Origin of the sequence: Pseudomonas sp., from assembly GCF_049590575.1 — a bacterium.
Lineage (GTDB): Bacteria > Pseudomonadota > Gammaproteobacteria > Pseudomonadales > Pseudomonadaceae > Aquipseudomonas.
Genome location: NZ_JBAWDE010000256.1, coordinates 1 through 15491 on the forward strand (window position 1 = coordinate 1; position 15491 = coordinate 15491).

The window sequence follows — 15491 nt, forward strand, 5'->3', positions numbered from 1 at the left end:
ATGTGGGAGCGGGCTTGCTCGCGAAAACGGTGTTTCAGTCGACATCACTGTTGGATGTCAGTCCGCATTCGCGAGCAAGCCCGCTCCCACAGGGGGTTTGTGTGCATTTGAGAGGTCGCGGTAGCCGGCGCCTGGGTGATTGGCACCCAAGCGCGCACCCTCGCCAAACAACTTCTCGCGCAAGGTGCCCTGGGCGTATTCGGTCTTGTACACGCCGCGCTTCTGCAGCTCCGGCACCAGCAATTCCACGGCGTCGATAAAGGTCTCGTGGGTCAGCGCATAGGCCAGGTTGAAGCCGTCTACATCGGTGTCTTCGACCCATTCCTGCAGCAGGTCGGCCACGGTTTCCGCGCTGCCGACAAACAGGGGGCCAAAGCCGCCGATGCCGACCCAATCGGCCAGCTCGTTCGGCGTCCAGACCTTGTTCGGGTCCGCCGTGGAGAAGGCTTCCACTGCCGATTGAATCGCGTTGGTGTGCACGTGCTTGAGCGGCTCGTCCGGTTTGAACTGGCTGAAGTCGATGCCGGTCCAGCCGGAGATCAGCGCCATTGCGCCCTCGTAGCTGACGTAGGATTTGTACTCGTCAAACTTGGCTTTGGCCTTGGCATCGGTCTCGCCGACGATCACCGTCTGCAAGTTGAAGATCAGGATTTTCTTCGGATCACGCCCGGCCTCGGCAGCGCGGCGGCGGATGTCGGCTACGGTCTTTTTCAGCAGCACCTTGGACGGCGCGGCGACGAACACGCACTCGGCCTGCTCGGCGGCGAACTGCTTGCCACGGCTGGACGCGCCGGCCTGGTAGAGCACCGGCGTGCGTTGCGGCGACGGCTCGCAGAGGTGAATACCCGGCACTTGGAAGTGCTTGCCGACGTGGCGGATCTCATGGATTTTGCTCGGGTCGCTGAAGATCCGGCGCTCGCGATCACGCAGCACCGCGCCCTCCTCCCAACTGCCTTCCCAGAGTTTGTAGCAAACCTCCAGGTATTCCTCGGCGTAGTCGTAGCGCGCATCGTGTTCGGTCTGGGCTTTCTGGCCGAGGTTCTTCGCGCCGCTTTCCAGGTAGGAGGTGACGATGTTCCAGCCGATGCGCCCCTTGGTCAGGTGGTCGAGGGTCGAAAGCCGGCGGGCAAACGGGTACGGATGCTCGAACGACAGCGACGCCGTGAGGCCAAACCCCAAATGCTCGGTGACCAGCGCCATGGGCGCGATCAGCGACAACGGATCGTTGACCGGCACCTGTGTGGCCTGGCGGATCGCCGCTTCACCGTTGCCGTTGTACACGTCATAGATGCCCAGCACGTCGGCGATAAACAGGCCGTCGAACTTGCCGCGCTCGAGGATCTTCGCCAGGTCGGTCCAGTATTCGAGATCCTTGTATTGCCACGAACGGTCCCGCGGGTGCGCCCACAGGCCGGGGGATTGGTGGCCGACACAGTTCATGTCGAAGGCATTCAAGCGGATTTCACGGGCCATCAAAGCACTCCGTTGAGGTGGTAGTTGCCCACGATCTGGTATTTCACGCGCAGTGGGTCGTCCAGGGTCGACGGCAGCGCGGTGCGTTGGCCGGTGAGTTCGAATTCGGCATTGCTCGCGGCGATCAGCGCTTCGGCGGCGGCAATCTGCGCCTCGGTGAGGGCGACCGGGCTTGGGTGGGTTTCGGCGCGCTCGTACAAGGCGGCCGCCACGTCGACGCGGATCTGCAGATCGCCGAAGCGGCTGATCACATAGGGGTCAGCGCTTTTTTCAACAGCGCGGCGCGTGCTTTCCAGCAGTTGGCGCGCCTGGTTCAGTGCGGTCATGTTCAGGTTCCTCAGTTCCAGGCGTGGCGCGCAGGCTTCACGCCGTTGAGCACGAAGTTGCCGATCAGGTGGTATTTCCAGCGAGCCGGGTCGTGCAGGGTGTGGGTGCGCGCGTTGCGCCAGAAGCGGTCGAGGTTGTGCTTGCCGGTGACCGAGCGGGTACCGGCCAGTTCGAAGAGTTTGCTGCTGGCAAGCAAGGCGGTTTCGGCCGACAGCACTTTCGCCTGGGCGACCACCAGCGAGGCGCGGGCCACGCTGTCTTCGCTCGGCTCGGCGAGGGCCTGGTCCACCGCCAGGCCGGCTTTGGCGAGGATGGCTTCGGTGCCGTGCACGCGCCACTCCAGGTCACCGATGGCGGCGATGGTGAACGGGTCTTGCCAGCCGTGGTCCTGCTGGCTGTCGATCCACGGCCGGGCCTGGCGCGCATAAATCTTCGCCTGTTCCAGGGCGCCGAGGGCGATGCCGGTGTCGACGGCGGCCTGGATGATCTGCGAGATCGGGCCATTCGCGGTGGGTTGGTCGAAAGCCAGGTGGGCCGGGATCACCGCACTACGGGGCACCGTCACGCCGTCGAGGGTCACGCCGCCGCTGGCGGTGGTGCGCTGGCCGAAGCCGTCCCAGCTGTCGATCACCGTCAGGCCCGGCGCGTCGCGCTCGACAAACGCGATAAACGCCTGGCCATGTTCGTTGTTGCCGACGGTGGGCACGATATGCGCGAACAGTGCGCCGGTGCAGTAGAACTTCTCACCATTGACCTGAGCGCTGTCGCCATGGAAACGGATCTGGGTGTCGAAGGTGCCGGCGTTTTTGCTTTTGGCTTCAGAGAAGGCGTTGCCGAAACGATAACCGGCCAGCACCTTGCCGAAGTAGTGGCGCTTTTGTTCCTCAGTGGCAGTTTGCAGCAGGATGTCGACCACGCCGAGATGGTTCTGCGGGATCTGCCCCAAGGACGGGTCGGCGGCGGAGATCAGTTTGATCACCTCGGCCACCGTCACATAGGACACCTCAGCGCCGCCGTAGGCCTTGGGAATGGTAATGCCCCACAGGCCGCTGGCGGAAAACGCATCAAGCTCTTCCACCGGCAGGCGTCGCTCGCGGTCGCGCACGCTGGCATCGACGGCAAAGCGTGCGGCCAACCGGGTCGCGACCTCGATGGCTTCGGCATCCGAGCGGATGATATGGGCAGGGTGTTGAGGGTGGGCTGACATGGGCCGACTCCAGGCTCCGATGGGATGCCTGGGTGATTGCAGGAGTCGTGCCTGAATTTAATCGTCCGTAAAATCAACGGTTTGCTGATAAAACAGGGCGGTAGAAAGCGTTTCAAACCAGCAAAGTGTCTATCCACTGTTGCCGGGCAAACAGTTAGATCACCACGTTGCGCACGAAGCGCACCGCCACTTCGCCGTCATTGCGATAGCCGTGGGCCTGGCCGCTGCCGAACATATAGAACTCACCGGCGGCGACGGTTTTTTCTCCGGCCTCCAAAATCAGCGTCAGGCTGCCTTCGAACACAAACAGCTGCACGCTCCAGCCGTCCGGGTCGGGCTCGGGGCTGTAGCGGTCGCCGGGTTCCAGGCGCATCTCCCACAACTCGACTTCGCGGCGGGCAGTCGCCTTGGCCAGCAGCACGGCCTTGCTGCCGGGGATCTCACCGGCCCAGGCCAGCTCGTTGATGCGGCTGTGGTCGGGCGCATCCGGGGCCTGGATCAGGTCGCTGAAGGCGACGTCGAGCGCTTCGGCCACGCGGTCGAGGGTCGACAGGCTGACGTTTTTCTCCCCCGCTTCGATGGCCACCAGCATGCGCCGGCTGACCCCGGATTTTTCCGATAGTGCGGTCTGGCTCAAGTCGGCAGCATGCCGCAGACGACGGACGTTCTGGCTGACGTGTTGCAGGACTGACGCTCGATGTGGATTTTCTTTGTGCACTATATTGCTCATTCGGTAGGTGTGCGCAGTATACTGCCCAGCGTGCGGCGCATTGTGCGGTCCGTGCCTTTCCCTTGCAAGACCGAGCCGCCATGACCGCCCCGAACACTTCTTCGCGTTTCAACCGTTTCAGTAAAGCCGAATGCCTTCTGGTGGTGATCACCATGATCTGGGGCGGCACCTTCTTGCTGGTGCAGCATGCCATGACCGTCAGCGGGCCGATGTTTTTCGTGGGCCTGCGCTTTGCCGCGGCGGCAGTCGTCGTGGGCTTTTTCACCCTGCACACCTTGCGTGACCTGACCTTTATGGAGTTAAAGGCCGGGGTGTTTATCGGCGTCTCGATCATGTTCGGCTACGGCTTGCAGACCATTGGCTTGCAGACCATTCCGAGCAGCCAGTCGGCGTTCATCACCGCCTTATATGTGCCCTGTGTGCCGCTGTTGCAGTGGGTGGTGCTGGGACGCCGCCCGGGATTGATGCCGAGCCTGGGCATCATGCTCGCGTTTACCGGCTTGATGCTGTTGACCGGCCCGGCGGGTGCGTCGTTTAACTTCAGCCCCGGTGAAATCGCCACACTGATCTGCGCCATCGCGGTGGCGGCCGAGATCATCCTGATCAGCGCATTTGCCGGGCAGGTGGATGTGCGCCGGGTGACCGTGGTGCAACTGGCCACGGCGTCGCTGCTGTCGTTCCTGATGGTGGTGCCGATGGGCGAAGCGCTGCCGGGGTTCTCATGGTTGCTGGTGTTCAGTGCCATCGGCTTGGGCTTGACCAGCGCGGTGATCCAGGTTGCGATGAACTGGGCCCAGCAAAGTGTCTCGCCGACCCGCGCGACCTTGATCTACGCCGGTGAACCGGTATGGGCCGGCGTGATCGGGCGAATCGCCGGGGAACGCTTCCCGCCGATTGCCATGCTGGGCGCGGCATTGATTGTGGTGGCGGTTATCGTCAGTGAATTGAAGAGCAAAGGGCAAAAGGCCATCGAATTGCAGGATGGGCGGGAACAGGAGCAGCAGGGCTAAGGTCCGAAACAATGCCAAACGGGTGTTTTCAGCCTACCTTGTAGGATCCTGCCACATGTTGCCGTTTGGTGATCGAGAAAGCGGCACGTATGATGCATCCCAAACTCCCGCAGATTAGAAGCCTATGTCCCTGATAGTTCTACTGCTTCTGCCTTTTATCGGCAGCTGTCTGGCGGCCTTGCTGCCGCACAATGCACGTAACACCGAATCCCTGCTGGCCGGCCTTGTGGCCCTGGTCGGCACTATTCAAGTCGCCCTGCTCTACCCCCAGATCGCCCACGGTGGAGTGATCCGCGAAGAATTCATGTGGTTGCCCAGCCTTGGGCTGAACTTCGTGCTGCGCATGGATGGGTTTGCCTGGTTGTTCTCGATGCTGGTGCTCGGCATCGGCACGCTGGTGTCGCTGTATGCGCGTTACTACATGTCGCCGGACGATCCGGTGCCGCGTTTCTTTGCGTTTTTCCTGGCGTTTATGGGCGCCATGCTCGGCCTGGTGATCTCCGGCAACCTGATCCAGATCGTGTTCTTCTGGGAACTGACCAGCCTGTTCTCGTTCCTGCTGATCGGCTATTGGCACCACCGCGCCGACGCCAGGCGTGGCGCGTATATGGCGTTGATGGTCACCGGCGCGGGCGGTTTGTGCCTGCTGGCCGGGGTGATGCTGCTGGGGCATATCGTCGGCAGCTATGACCTCGACCAGGTGCTGGCGGCGGGCGATCAGATCCGCGCGCATTCGCTGTACCCCGTGATGCTGGCCCTGGTGCTGATCGGCGCCCTGAGCAAAAGCGCGCAGTTCCCGTTCCACTTCTGGCTGCCCCATGCGATGGCGGCACCGACGCCGGTTTCTGCCTATCTGCACTCGGCAACGATGGTGAAGGCCGGCGTGTTCCTGCTGGCCCGCCTGTGGCCGTCGCTGTCCGGCAGCGAAGAATGGTTCTGGATCGTCGGCGGTGCCGGCGCCATCACCCTCCTCCTCGGCGCTTACTGCGCCATGTTCCAGAATGACCTCAAGGGCCTGCTGGCCTATTCCACCATCAGCCACCTCGGGCTGATCACCCTGCTGCTGGGCCTCAACAGCCCGCTGGCCGCCGTCGCCGCGGTGTTCCATATTCTCAACCACGCCACGTTCAAGGCCTCGCTGTTCATGGCGGCGGGCATCATCGACCACGAAAGCGGCACGCGCGATATCCGCAAGCTCAGCGGGCTGGTCAAGCTGATCCCGTTTACCGCGACCCTGGCGATGGTCGCCAGTGCGTCGATGGCCGGGGTGCCGCTGCTCAATGGCTTCCTGTCCAAAGAGATGTTTTTTGCCGAAACCGTGTTTATCTCGTCGACCGCCTGGGTGGAATTCGCCCTGCCGCTGATCGCGACCATCGCCGGTACGTTCAGCGTGGCTTACGCCCTGCGTTTTACCGTGGACGTGTTCTTCGGCCCGCCCGCCACCAACCTGCCACACACGCCCCATGAACCGCCGCGCTGGATGCGCGCGCCGGTGGAATTGCTGGTGTTCACCTGCCTGTTGGTGGGGATCTTCCCGGCCCAGGTGGTCGGCTCGATTCTCGCTGCCGCCGCGCTGCCGGTGGTCGGCGGCGTACTGCCCGAGTACAGCCTGGCGATCTGGCACGGTTGGAACGCGCCGATGATCATGAGCCTGGTGGCCATGTCCGGTGGCGTGGTGCTGTACCTGCTGCTGCGCAAGCAACTCAAGCGTGGCCGCTTCAAATACCCGCCAGTAATCAGTTACTTCAATGGCAAGCGTGGCTTTGAGCGCAGCCTGGTGGTGATGATGCGCGGTGTGCGCAAAATCGAAAGACGCATCAGCACCAAGCGCCTGCAGACCCAGTTGTTCCTGCTGGTGCTGGCGGCGGTAATTGCCGGGTTGATCCCGATGTTCAACAGTGGCCTCAGCTGGGGCGACCGCCCGAAAATCCCGGGCTCCATCGTGTTTGTCACCCTGTGGTTGCTGGCGATTGCCTGCGCGCTGGGCGCCGCCTGGCAGGCCAAGTATCACCGGCTGGCGGCACTGACCATGGTCAGCGTGTGCGGCCTGATGACGTGCATTACCTTCGTCTGGTTCTCGGCGCCGGACCTCGCGCTCACGCAGTTGGTCGTCGAGGTGGTCACCACCGTGTTGATCCTGCTGGGCCTGCGCTGGCTGCCGCGGCGGATCGAAGAGGTCTCGCCACTGCCCAGCTCGCTGCGCAAGGCGCGCATTCGTCGACTGCGTGACTTCCTGCTCTCGACCGTGGTGGGCGGCGGCATGGCGCTGCTGTCCTATGCGATGCTGACGCGCCAGACGCCCAACGATATCTCCTCGTTCTACCTCAGCCGCGCGCTGCCTGAAGGCGGCGGCAGCAATGTGGTGAACGTGATGCTGGTGGATTTCCGTGGCTTCGACACCCTGGGTGAAATCACCGTACTCGGCGCCGTGGCGCTGACGGTGTATGCCCTGCTGCGGCGCTTCCGTCCGTCCAAGGAAAGCATGCAACTGCCCGCGCAACAGCGCCAGTTGGCGCCGGACGTGTCCACCGACCTGGTCAACCCGCGCCAGGCCAGCGACACCGCCCTGGGCTTTATGATGGTGCCGGCGGTGCTGGTGCGCCTGCTGCTGCCGATTGCGCTGGTGGTGTCGTTCTACCTGTTCATGCGCGGCCACAACCAACCGGGCGGCGGCTTTGTCGCAGGTCTTGTGATGTCGGTAGCGTTTATTCTGCAATACATGGTGGCCGGCACCCAGTGGGTCGAGGCGCAGATGAGTCTGCGGCCGATGCGCTGGATGGGCTTCGGGCTGTTCTCGGCGACCCTCACCGGGCTCGGCGCGTTGTTTGCCGGTTACCCGTTCCTGACCACCCACACCTGGCATTTAAGCCTGCCGCTGCTGGGCGACATCCACGTCGCCAGTGCGCTGTTCTTCGACGTCGGCGTGTACGCCATGGTCGTCGGCTCGACGCTGCTGATGCTCACCGCACTCGGTCACCAATCCGTGCGGGCCCATAAACCGAGCAACCAGGCCAAAGTGGTTGCCGCAACGGAAGGAGCCGCCTGATGGAAGAAGTCATCGCAATCGCCATTGGGGTCCTCGCGGCTTCGGGCGTCTGGTTGATCCTGCGGCCACGGACCTTCCAGGTGGTGATGGGCCTGTGCCTGCTGTCGTACGGGGTCAACCTGTTCATTTTCAGCATGGGCAGCCTGTTTATCGGCAAGGAGCCGATCATCAAGGACGGCGTGCCGCAAGACCTGCTCAATTACACCGACCCGCTGCCACAAGCCCTGGTGCTGACGGCCATTGTGATCAGCTTTGCCATGACCGCGCTGTTCCTGGTGGTGCTGCTCGCCTCCCGGGGCCTGACCGGCACTGACCATGTGGACGGCCGGGAGCCCAAGGAATGACGTGGATGAATCAACTGATCGTCGCGCCGATCCTGCTGCCATTGCTGACCGCCGCCCTGATGCTGATGCTCGGCGAAAAACGCCGCCCGCTGAAGGCAAAAATCAATCTGTTCTCCAGCATCGTCGGCCTGGGCATCGCGATCCTGCTGCTGTACCTGACGCAGAAAGGTGGCCCGGACTCGATCGGCGTATACCTGCCGGGCAACTGGCAAGTCCCGTTCGGCATCGTGCTGGTGGTCGACCAACTCTCGGCATTGATGCTGGTGCTGACCGGGATCATCGGCGTCAGCGCGCTGCTGTTCGCCATGGCCCGCTGGGACCGTGCAGGCACCAGTTTCCACGCGTTGTTCCAGGTGCAGATGATGGGCCTGTATGGCGCGTTCCTGACGGCCGACCTGTTCAACCTGTTCGTGTTCTTCGAGGTGCTGCTGGCGGCGTCCTACGGCCTGATGCTGCACGGTTCCGGGCGCGCGCGGGTGTCGTCGGGGCTGCATTACATCGCGATCAACCTGTTGGCCTCGTCGCTGTTCCTGATCGGCGCGGCGATGATCTACGGCGTGACCGGCACGCTGAATTTCGCCGACCTGGCGCTTAAAATCCCGCTGGTGCCGGAGGCCGATCGCGGCCTGCTGCACGCCGGTGCGGCAATCCTCGCCACGGCGTTCCTGGCCAAGGCCGGGATGTGGCCGCTGAACTTCTGGCTGGCGCCCGCCTACTCCTCGGCCAGTGCGCCGGTGGCGGCGATGTTCGCGATCATGACCAAGGTCGGCGTCTACACCGTGCTGCGCCTGTGGACCCTGCTGTTCTCCGGCCAGGCCGGCGCCTCAGCGCTGTTTGGCGGCGACTGGCTGGTGTACGGCGGCATGGCGACGATCATCTGCGCCGCGCTGGCGATGATGGCGGCGCAGCGCCTGGAGCGCATGGCCAGTTTGAGCATCCTGGTCTCGGCCGGGATCCTGCTGTCAGCCGTGGGCTTTGCCCAGCCAAGCCTGACGGCCGGGGCGTTGTTCTACTTGGTCAGCTCCACGCTGGCGTTGAGCGCGCTGTTCCTGCTGGCGGAATTGATCGAGCGTTCGCGCTCGGCCAATGACCTGCCGCTGGATGAAGAAATCGATGCGCTGCCCAAGGCCATGGAGTCGCTGCACCCGCGCCCCGGGGTCAACCTGGATGACGAGCAGAAGGCCGTGGTCGGCCAAGTGATCCCGTGGACCATGGCGTTCCTGGGCTTGAGCTTTGTCGCCTGTGCGCTGCTGATTATCGGCATGCCGCCGTTATCCGGGTTTATCGGCAAGCTCAGCCTGTTGAGTGCGTTGGTCAACCCGCTGGGCCTGGGTAATGCGGTGGACGAGCCGATCCGCCCTGCTGCCTGGGGCCTGGTGGCGCTGCTGATCCTGTCCGGCCTGGCCTCGCTGATCGCCTTCGCCCGTCTTGGCATCCAGCGTTTCTGGACCCCGGAAGAGCGCCCGTCGCCACTGCTGCGCCGCTACGAGTGCGTGCCGATTTTCTTTCTGCTGGGCCTGAGCATCGCGCTGACCTTCAAGGCCGAACCGCTGATGCGCTACACCCAGGCCACCGCCGAAGCCCTGAACAACCCGGAACGCTACGTGATGGCGGTGATGGCCACGCGCCCGATTCCAAGCCCTGAAGCCAAGGCCGCAGCGCTCGAGGTGCAACCATGAAACGCCTGTTCCCTGCTCCGTGGTTGTCCCTGGCGCTGTGGCTGTTGTGGCTGGTGTTGAACCTGTCGGTCAGCCCCGGCAACCTGCTGTTGGGCGCGCTGCTGGGCTTTCTCGCGCCGCTGCTGATGGCGCCGTTGCGACCTTTGCCGATCCGTATCCGCCGACCCGGCGTGATCATCCGCCTGTTTTTCCTAGTGGGCCGCGACGTCATTGTGTCCAACCTGCAAGTCGCCTGGGGTGTACTGGTGTGCGGCTCCCGTCCACCGCGTTCGCGCTTTGTCAAAATCCCTCTGGACCTGCGCGATGCCAACGGCCTGGCGGCGCTGTCGATGATCACCACGGTGGTCCCCGGCACCATCTGGTCGGAACTGGCGCTGGACCGCAGCATTCTGCTGCTGCACGTGTTCGACCTGGAGGATGAGGCGCCGTTTATCGAGCATTTCAAGACCACCTACGAACGGCCCCTGATGGAGATCTTCGAATGAGTGCCCTGCTCTCCAATGCGATCCTGTTCAGCCTGTTCCTGTTTTCCCTGGCCATGGTGCTGACCCTGGTGCGCCTGTTCAAAGGTCCCTCGGCCCAGGACCGGGTCCTGGCGCTGGACTACCTGTACATCCTGGCGATGCTGATGATGCTGGTGCTGGGCATTCGTTATGCCAGTGACACCTACTTTGAAGCGGCGCTGCTGATTGCGCTGTTTGGCTTCGTGGGCTCGTTTGCCCTGGCGAAATTCCTGCTGCGTGGCGAGGTGATCGAATGATGCCGTTATGGATGGAAATTGTGGTCGCCGTGCTGCTGGTACTCAGCAGCGTATTTGCGTTGATCGGCGCGATCGGCCTGCTGCGCATGAAAGATTTCTTCCAGCGCATGCACCCACCGGCATTGGCCTCGACGCTGGGCGCGTGGTGCGTGGCGTTGGCGTCGATCATCTACTTTTCGGTACTCAAGTCCGGGCCGGTGCTGCACGGCTGGTTGATCCCGATTCTGCTGTCGATCACCGTGCCGGTGACCACGTTGCTGCTGGCCAGGACCGCGCTGTTTCGCAAGCGCATGGCGGGGGATGATGTGCCGGCCGAGGTGAGCAGTCGCCGGGCTGATAACTCAACTGAATCCGCCTAGCGACTGCATCCATCGGCCTATCAAGCGGTTGCCGGGACAAAACCCTGCAGGGGCGGCCCGAATGGCGTGCCGGTGCGCTGATCAACCGCGTACCAATTGTTCTCCTTGCTGACTGCCTCTACTCGCACTTGATCAACCGCGCCCGCGACCGAAGGCGCGGCAGGGGCACTGGCACTGGCATTCTTGAGCATCTGGGAGACCGTGGGCGCAGCATCTTTGGTAAAACGCATCTTTTCGTAAATATCAGCCGGTACGAAAATCCCCATTCCAACCTTTACGGGTAACCCCTTGTATTTGCGTTGCAGAAAATTGGCGAAGTTACCGGGCTGACGCACTAGATCGACAAACCCCTCGACCGGGTTCAGCACCCCACGAAGCAATGCCGTGCCCTCCTTCAGAAAGGAGGTACGAAATGCCTGCCGGTTCAGGCGCGATGCGAATTTGACCGTTTTCCACGCCTTGTGCGTAGCTTGTATCCCGCCAGTGCCGATAAACGATGCCGTGTCAATAGCCAGGCCCTTCAACCCCTCTCTGACATTGCCTTCAAAGATGTCGACCAGAGGTCCGACAAATGAAATCATCGACACCATCGCCCGGCCGTTTTCATTGCTCGTCAAGCGATCAACGTAGCCTTTAATGGTGTCTTCGCTGGGCAGCACGGCATTCGCATGGTCAATAAGTTCTTGGCGATGCCCGCTGTAGTTCCCGATGTAGTTGCCCTGGAGTATCGCGGCGATAATCGCCTGGCTCTTGGCGGAGCCAAAGGTATCGGGTACCCAGGCACCGGCGTCGTCACCCTGCCCCTTGGCGGAAGCGCCTGCCAGCGAACTCCCCACCTTCGAAATGATGACTTTCGACGAGGCGCCGGGACGCGGGGCGTCCCCGGTGAGGTAAGCATTGAAGTCAAACGGCTGAACAGTCCCGCGCAGGTAACGATTTAACTGCGATGGCTTCCTGGTGAAGTACTCGCGCTTGCTTTCAATCACGCCATCCAGTTTCAGTTTTTTTCCCGCCAAGTCCGCCGTGCGGTTGGTGATTGTGCCGGATGTCGGGAAAAATTCGTAATAGCGGGTTTTACCCTGGTACTCGCTGCGCAACAGCACCCCATGCCAACCGCGGTTTCTCGCGACCTGATTACCTTTGGCTGCATCCTGCGGCTGCGTCTCTCCGGTTTCCTGGCGCAGCCTGAAGATATCGACCTTGCCCCATTCAAGCGCCTGGCGATCTTCCAGCGGTAAGTTCGCAAGGCTCATTTTCATCAGGCCGGGCATCTGGGCCTTGGTGTCAGCCAAATACTGATCAACTGCGCCGGTGACTTTATCGGCAATTTTCGGCAGTGACTTTATCCGACTTTCAAATTCAGTTTGAGTGATACGCGGATGGCTGAAGCTGAACTTACCTTCATGCAAATCGCCCGTCGCATAAGCTTCCACCAAGGTGGGCTTTTTCGGATTGACGCCTGTCCCTAACCGGCTCAACTGGGTCGCAGGTTTTTTCAGCGTGATGGAGGTTAATTCGCTCTCCGTCAATTCAGGGAATTTTTCTCTGAGCGCTCTGATTGCCAAGCTGGTGCGAGTGGGCGGCGTTGTGCCCAGGGTTTCGAGGGTTTTCTCGATTTGCGCTGAACGCTGCGCGATTGCGTCAGACGCCGCTTGATAATCGTTTTCAGTGTATTTCCCGTCCTCGCGTAAAGGCACAGTCCCTGTCATCACCCCCACCTGCAGCACCACCTTCGCCCCCAGCCCCATGGCCAGGACTTGTTGTTGCGGCTGAACAGCATCCCGAGAGGTCAATGCGCCTAGCTCATTGAGGTTCATCCCTCGGCTGGCCCCGGCCCCACCCCATACTTCCGCCAATGCCGTACCCAGACTGAGGGTCATCCACGCCGGGCTTCCGATGCGTATTTTGTCCGGTGCCTGGCGCAACTGTTCGGGAATACTCGAGGACTGCTGATCTGCCTTAATCAGGAATTCCGGGGCCGCGTGTGCCAGAAACAGGTGGGCTACCAGCGGCGCGGCGCGCAAAGTCACGCCCTTCTTGTCTACCAGATACTTTTCGAAGTCCTTGCGCACCGCCCCCATCTCACGCCCCATATTGGCCGGCGCGTAGAATTGATAACCCGCCGCGGTTCCCGGGACGGAGGGCACCACAGGGTCGACACTGAGCATAATGGTGGAGGTCACCAGGCTTTGCAGGGTTGCGCTATCGATGCCATTGCTGCTGTCCCCTTCGTACCAATTCAATGCCCGGGCCAGTTCACGCCCCCATTCAAGCGCCTGCGGGGTCTTGAGGATCTGGTCCCATATCTGGTCTGCCTTGGCGGCGGTCTGCTGCGGCTCGACCTGCGCGACAATCTGGGGCCCCAACACATAGCCAACCGCATTGGCGCCATACCTTTGATTTGTCGCCAGGCCCGCCAACGTGCGCTTGTCACTGACCGACAGGGTTCCCGGGGCCCACTCCTGAGGCAGCAACGTCGCGTAATTACCACCTGATGCCGGCGGCGCAAAGTAGGTGCGCAGCCAACCGGCAGCGGCGCGAGCCTGAGCTGCCGTGTCAACCGAACCCAGGTTCATCGACTGCGCGACTTGCCGCAGATCATGACGCTCATCTGAATACAACACATTGCCGAAATTCGCGCTCAGTGCGATCACCGCCGCCAATTCGTCCTTCAACTCCTGGCTCCAGCTGTCGCTGACGGGGACGTTCAACCACTGATTGGATACCGGCTGCAACACTTGCAGGTGACCTTCGCTGATGCGTACCGGCTGGTCCGGCAGCGTGTTACCCAAGTCCTGTATCGACCAACGCACCTCGCGGCGAGCGACCAGACGATTCAAGCGACTGCGAGCCTCATCATCGTTTTTCAACGGATTGCTTCGAGAGACCTCAAACTCGGTATTTGATAATGCTACTGGCGAATTATCAGCAACGCCCTGGGCCGCACGCTCCAAAGCATCTGCCAGATTTTCCCGGTCATCCAGTTCATTGATGCCGCGCTTGGACCATTCAAGCCGGAGTTCACGCTCACGTATTTCTTGTACAGAAAGTGAAGGCCAACCTGCCTTCAGATTAGTCACCAGCGCACTCGCTTCCGCATCGGTATAAGGTGGGCGCACAGCATAAAAGTGACTGGCTACATTGCGAGAAACTTGTTGGCTGTTCAGCGCCACATACGGCACACCATGATGCCCAGGGTCCAGTGCCTCAAGCGCACGCATCACGCGCCCTGAGACTTGCCACCAGCCGGAGGTATCTTGCAGGGTGTAAGTCTGATGAGAGACCACACCGTTACGCGTAACGAGACCCGAAACGCCGTTGGCGCCAATAGTGACCGAGTCCAGTGAAAAGCCCTTGTCCCTCAGCCACGCCAGCACCTCGGGTTGGTTGACCACCTGCTTGTAGATCTCGAACGGCTGCGCAATCAGCGACCGTGCGGGCACGCTCACCGATGAATCGGCCACATCGCCCATTGTTGGGATCAGTTGTGCCAGCAGGGTTTTATCTGCTTCATTGGAATGCGACGTCGGCGCGCCCAGATGGCCCAGCGTATTGCGTGGCGCAGTGGCGGCTACGTCCCCAGGTGAACGCCTCTTGCGCTGCGCCGCGCCCTCAATCTGATCATCGCGCGTCAGCGAATATTGCGTTAAACCCCAGGGTTGCCCCCGCAACATCGGGGCGTCGGGTGCTGCTTTTCGCGGCATTGCATGATCAGCCGCATGCGCGGGCGCGCGTTGGCTGGCAGACTCGGGAGATGGTCGGGAGGGAGCGGAAATAACGGGCGGATGATCTGCAGCAGGCAGATACCCAGTGGGGTTGGCAATGGAAAACGGCATATTCAGCCCTCTGTGACAGAGACCTATGAAAGTGTCCTCGTCCTAAGAACTGTTGCCGTGAAGCTATGAAAAAAGTCGTCTGCCAGCGACAGGAAAAGTCCGAACATGCGCATGAAAAATCCCAGGCCCGCGCACTTTCCGATGGGGCGCCGAGCAATATCTTCGGCCGACTGCACAAACGCGCAGCTGGCGGCATCCGGCTAAAAGAGCGGCGCGCCTAACCTGCGCAGACGTGGCATCCAATGGTCCAGAATCTCTGCCGACGCCAGCACATGGTGCGCACGCCCGATCAACAGCCGGCGTGGCACAGCGCCGATGTGGCGTGAGTCATCGCTGTTATCGCGGTTGTCTTTCAGCATGAAATAGCTGTCGGCCGGCCCCCCCGACGGCGCGAAACTGCGCATCAGTGTGGGTCGCGAACACGTTGTTGACCCACAACACCTCGTCTTTCATTTCCAGGGTGTCACCCGAAATGCCGAGTTGAACGGCGTGACCTATGAACGCTTCATCGCCAAGGTCGATGCACTGGAATGGTGGAAGCTATCCAGCTTCAAGGGAATAAAGCACTGAATGAGCATTGCGCGGGAATTGAAAAATAGTAGACGACGAACGCCGTCATTACCTTCGCTCGCACAACCATAGCAAAACGCCCCGACATAACGGGGCGTTTTTCTTCTCGCACAAAACCGAATAATCCTACATCCCACTCACACGACAAAA

Annotated in this window: 12 protein-coding genes and 1 pseudogene; 7 read left to right on the forward strand and 6 right to left on the reverse strand. The window is 61.6% G+C overall.

What is annotated here, in order from left to right; genetic code table 11:
- Positions 1-57: 57 nt before the first annotated feature.
- The 4 genes from WBR57_RS17775 to WBR57_RS17790 all read right to left on the reverse strand — a co-directional run bounded on the left by WBR57_RS17775 (position 58) and on the right by WBR57_RS17790 (position 3725).
- Positions 58-1473, reverse strand: a complete 1416-nt coding sequence (locus tag WBR57_RS17775) for an LLM class flavin-dependent oxidoreductase (protein WP_424085134.1) — start codon at positions 1471-1473, stop codon at positions 58-60.
- Entirely contained in the window at positions 1473-1799 is a 327-nt protein-coding gene (locus WBR57_RS17780) for an acyl-CoA dehydrogenase (protein ID WP_424085136.1), read from the reverse strand. The genes WBR57_RS17775 and WBR57_RS17780 overlap by 1 nt, the downstream gene beginning before the upstream one ends.
- An 11-nt stretch (positions 1800-1810) precedes the next feature.
- Positions 1811-3007 (reverse strand): SfnB family sulfur acquisition oxidoreductase, encoded by a 1197-nt coding sequence (locus WBR57_RS17785; protein WP_424085138.1) that lies wholly within the window; start codon positions 3005-3007, stop codon positions 1811-1813.
- Between the two features lie 154 nt (positions 3008-3161).
- Entirely contained in the window at positions 3162-3725 is a 564-nt protein-coding gene (locus WBR57_RS17790; protein WP_424085140.1) for a helix-turn-helix domain-containing protein, read from the reverse strand.
- Between the two features lie 92 nt (positions 3726-3817).
- On the opposite strand from WBR57_RS17790, the gene WBR57_RS17795 reads away from it, so the two are divergent.
- The 7 genes from WBR57_RS17795 to WBR57_RS17825 all read left to right on the forward strand — a co-directional run bounded on the left by WBR57_RS17795 (position 3818) and on the right by WBR57_RS17825 (position 10935).
- Positions 3818-4747, forward strand: a complete 930-nt coding sequence (locus WBR57_RS17795; RefSeq protein WP_424085142.1) for a DMT family transporter — start codon at positions 3818-3820, stop codon at positions 4745-4747.
- Between the two features lie 124 nt (positions 4748-4871).
- Entirely contained in the window at positions 4872-7793 is a 2922-nt protein-coding gene (locus WBR57_RS17800; RefSeq protein WP_424085144.1) for a monovalent cation/H+ antiporter subunit A, read from the forward strand.
- The gene (locus tag WBR57_RS17805) at positions 7793-8137 is read left to right on the forward strand and encodes a Na+/H+ antiporter subunit C (protein ID WP_003192163.1); all 345 of its coding nucleotides are present in this window, start codon (positions 7793-7795) and stop codon (positions 8135-8137) included. Before WBR57_RS17800 ends, WBR57_RS17805 begins: the two co-directional genes overlap by 1 nt.
- Positions 8134-9816, forward strand: a complete 1683-nt coding sequence (locus WBR57_RS17810; RefSeq protein WP_424085145.1) for a monovalent cation/H+ antiporter subunit D — start codon at positions 8134-8136, stop codon at positions 9814-9816. Before WBR57_RS17805 ends, WBR57_RS17810 begins: the two co-directional genes overlap by 4 nt.
- Positions 9813-10301: a Na+/H+ antiporter subunit E gene (locus tag WBR57_RS17815; protein ID WP_424085147.1), complete on the forward strand. Its 489-nt coding sequence runs from the start codon at positions 9813-9815 to the stop codon at positions 10299-10301. The genes WBR57_RS17810 and WBR57_RS17815 overlap by 4 nt, the downstream gene beginning before the upstream one ends.
- Positions 10298-10576 (forward strand): K+/H+ antiporter subunit F, encoded by a 279-nt coding sequence (locus tag WBR57_RS17820; RefSeq protein WP_003211751.1) that lies wholly within the window; start codon positions 10298-10300, stop codon positions 10574-10576. Before WBR57_RS17815 ends, WBR57_RS17820 begins: the two co-directional genes overlap by 4 nt.
- Complete coding sequence (locus WBR57_RS17825) at positions 10573-10935, forward strand: Na+/H+ antiporter subunit G (protein WP_424085149.1); 363 nt, start codon at positions 10573-10575, stop codon at positions 10933-10935. The genes WBR57_RS17820 and WBR57_RS17825 overlap by 4 nt, the downstream gene beginning before the upstream one ends.
- Before the next feature lie 20 nt (positions 10936-10955).
- On the opposite strand, the gene WBR57_RS17830 is transcribed toward WBR57_RS17825, so the two are convergent.
- Entirely contained in the window at positions 10956-14771 is a 3816-nt protein-coding gene (locus tag WBR57_RS17830) for a hypothetical protein (protein ID WP_424085151.1), read from the reverse strand.
- A gap of 200 nt (positions 14772-14971) precedes the next feature.
- Positions 14972-15251 (reverse strand): annotated as a pseudogene (gene lepB / locus WBR57_RS17835) (signal peptidase I); the annotation flags it as partial.
- Positions 15252-15491 lie beyond the last annotated feature (240 nt).

Excerpts from the sequence above, each read along its gene's own strand:
- WBR57_RS17800 (WP_424085144.1), top strand. The coding sequence starts at position 4,872 with ATGTCCCTGATAGTTCTACTGCTTCTGCCTTTTATCGGCAGCTGTCTG.
- WBR57_RS17805 (WP_003192163.1), top strand. The coding sequence starts at position 7,793 with ATGGAAGAAGTCATCGCAATCGCCATTGGGGTCCTCGCGGCTTCGGGC.
- WBR57_RS17780 (WP_424085136.1), bottom strand. The coding sequence starts at position 1,799 with ATGACCGCACTGAACCAGGCGCGCCAACTGCTGGAAAGCACGCGCCGC.
- WBR57_RS17825 (WP_424085149.1), top strand. The coding sequence starts at position 10,573 with ATGATGCCGTTATGGATGGAAATTGTGGTCGCCGTGCTGCTGGTACTC.
- WBR57_RS17795 (WP_424085142.1), top strand. The coding sequence starts at position 3,818 with ATGACCGCCCCGAACACTTCTTCGCGTTTCAACCGTTTCAGTAAAGCC.
- WBR57_RS17820 (WP_003211751.1), top strand. The coding sequence starts at position 10,298 with ATGAGTGCCCTGCTCTCCAATGCGATCCTGTTCAGCCTGTTCCTGTTT.
- WBR57_RS17830 (WP_424085151.1), bottom strand. The coding sequence starts at position 14,771 with ATGCCGTTTTCCATTGCCAACCCCACTGGGTATCTGCCTGCTGCAGAT.
- WBR57_RS17810 (WP_424085145.1), top strand. The coding sequence starts at position 8,134 with ATGACGTGGATGAATCAACTGATCGTCGCGCCGATCCTGCTGCCATTG.
- WBR57_RS17785 (WP_424085138.1), bottom strand. The coding sequence starts at position 3,007 with ATGTCAGCCCACCCTCAACACCCTGCCCATATCATCCGCTCGGATGCC.
- WBR57_RS17775 (WP_424085134.1), bottom strand. The coding sequence starts at position 1,473 with ATGGCCCGTGAAATCCGCTTGAATGCCTTCGACATGAACTGTGTCGGC.
- WBR57_RS17815 (WP_424085147.1), top strand. The coding sequence starts at position 9,813 with ATGAAACGCCTGTTCCCTGCTCCGTGGTTGTCCCTGGCGCTGTGGCTG.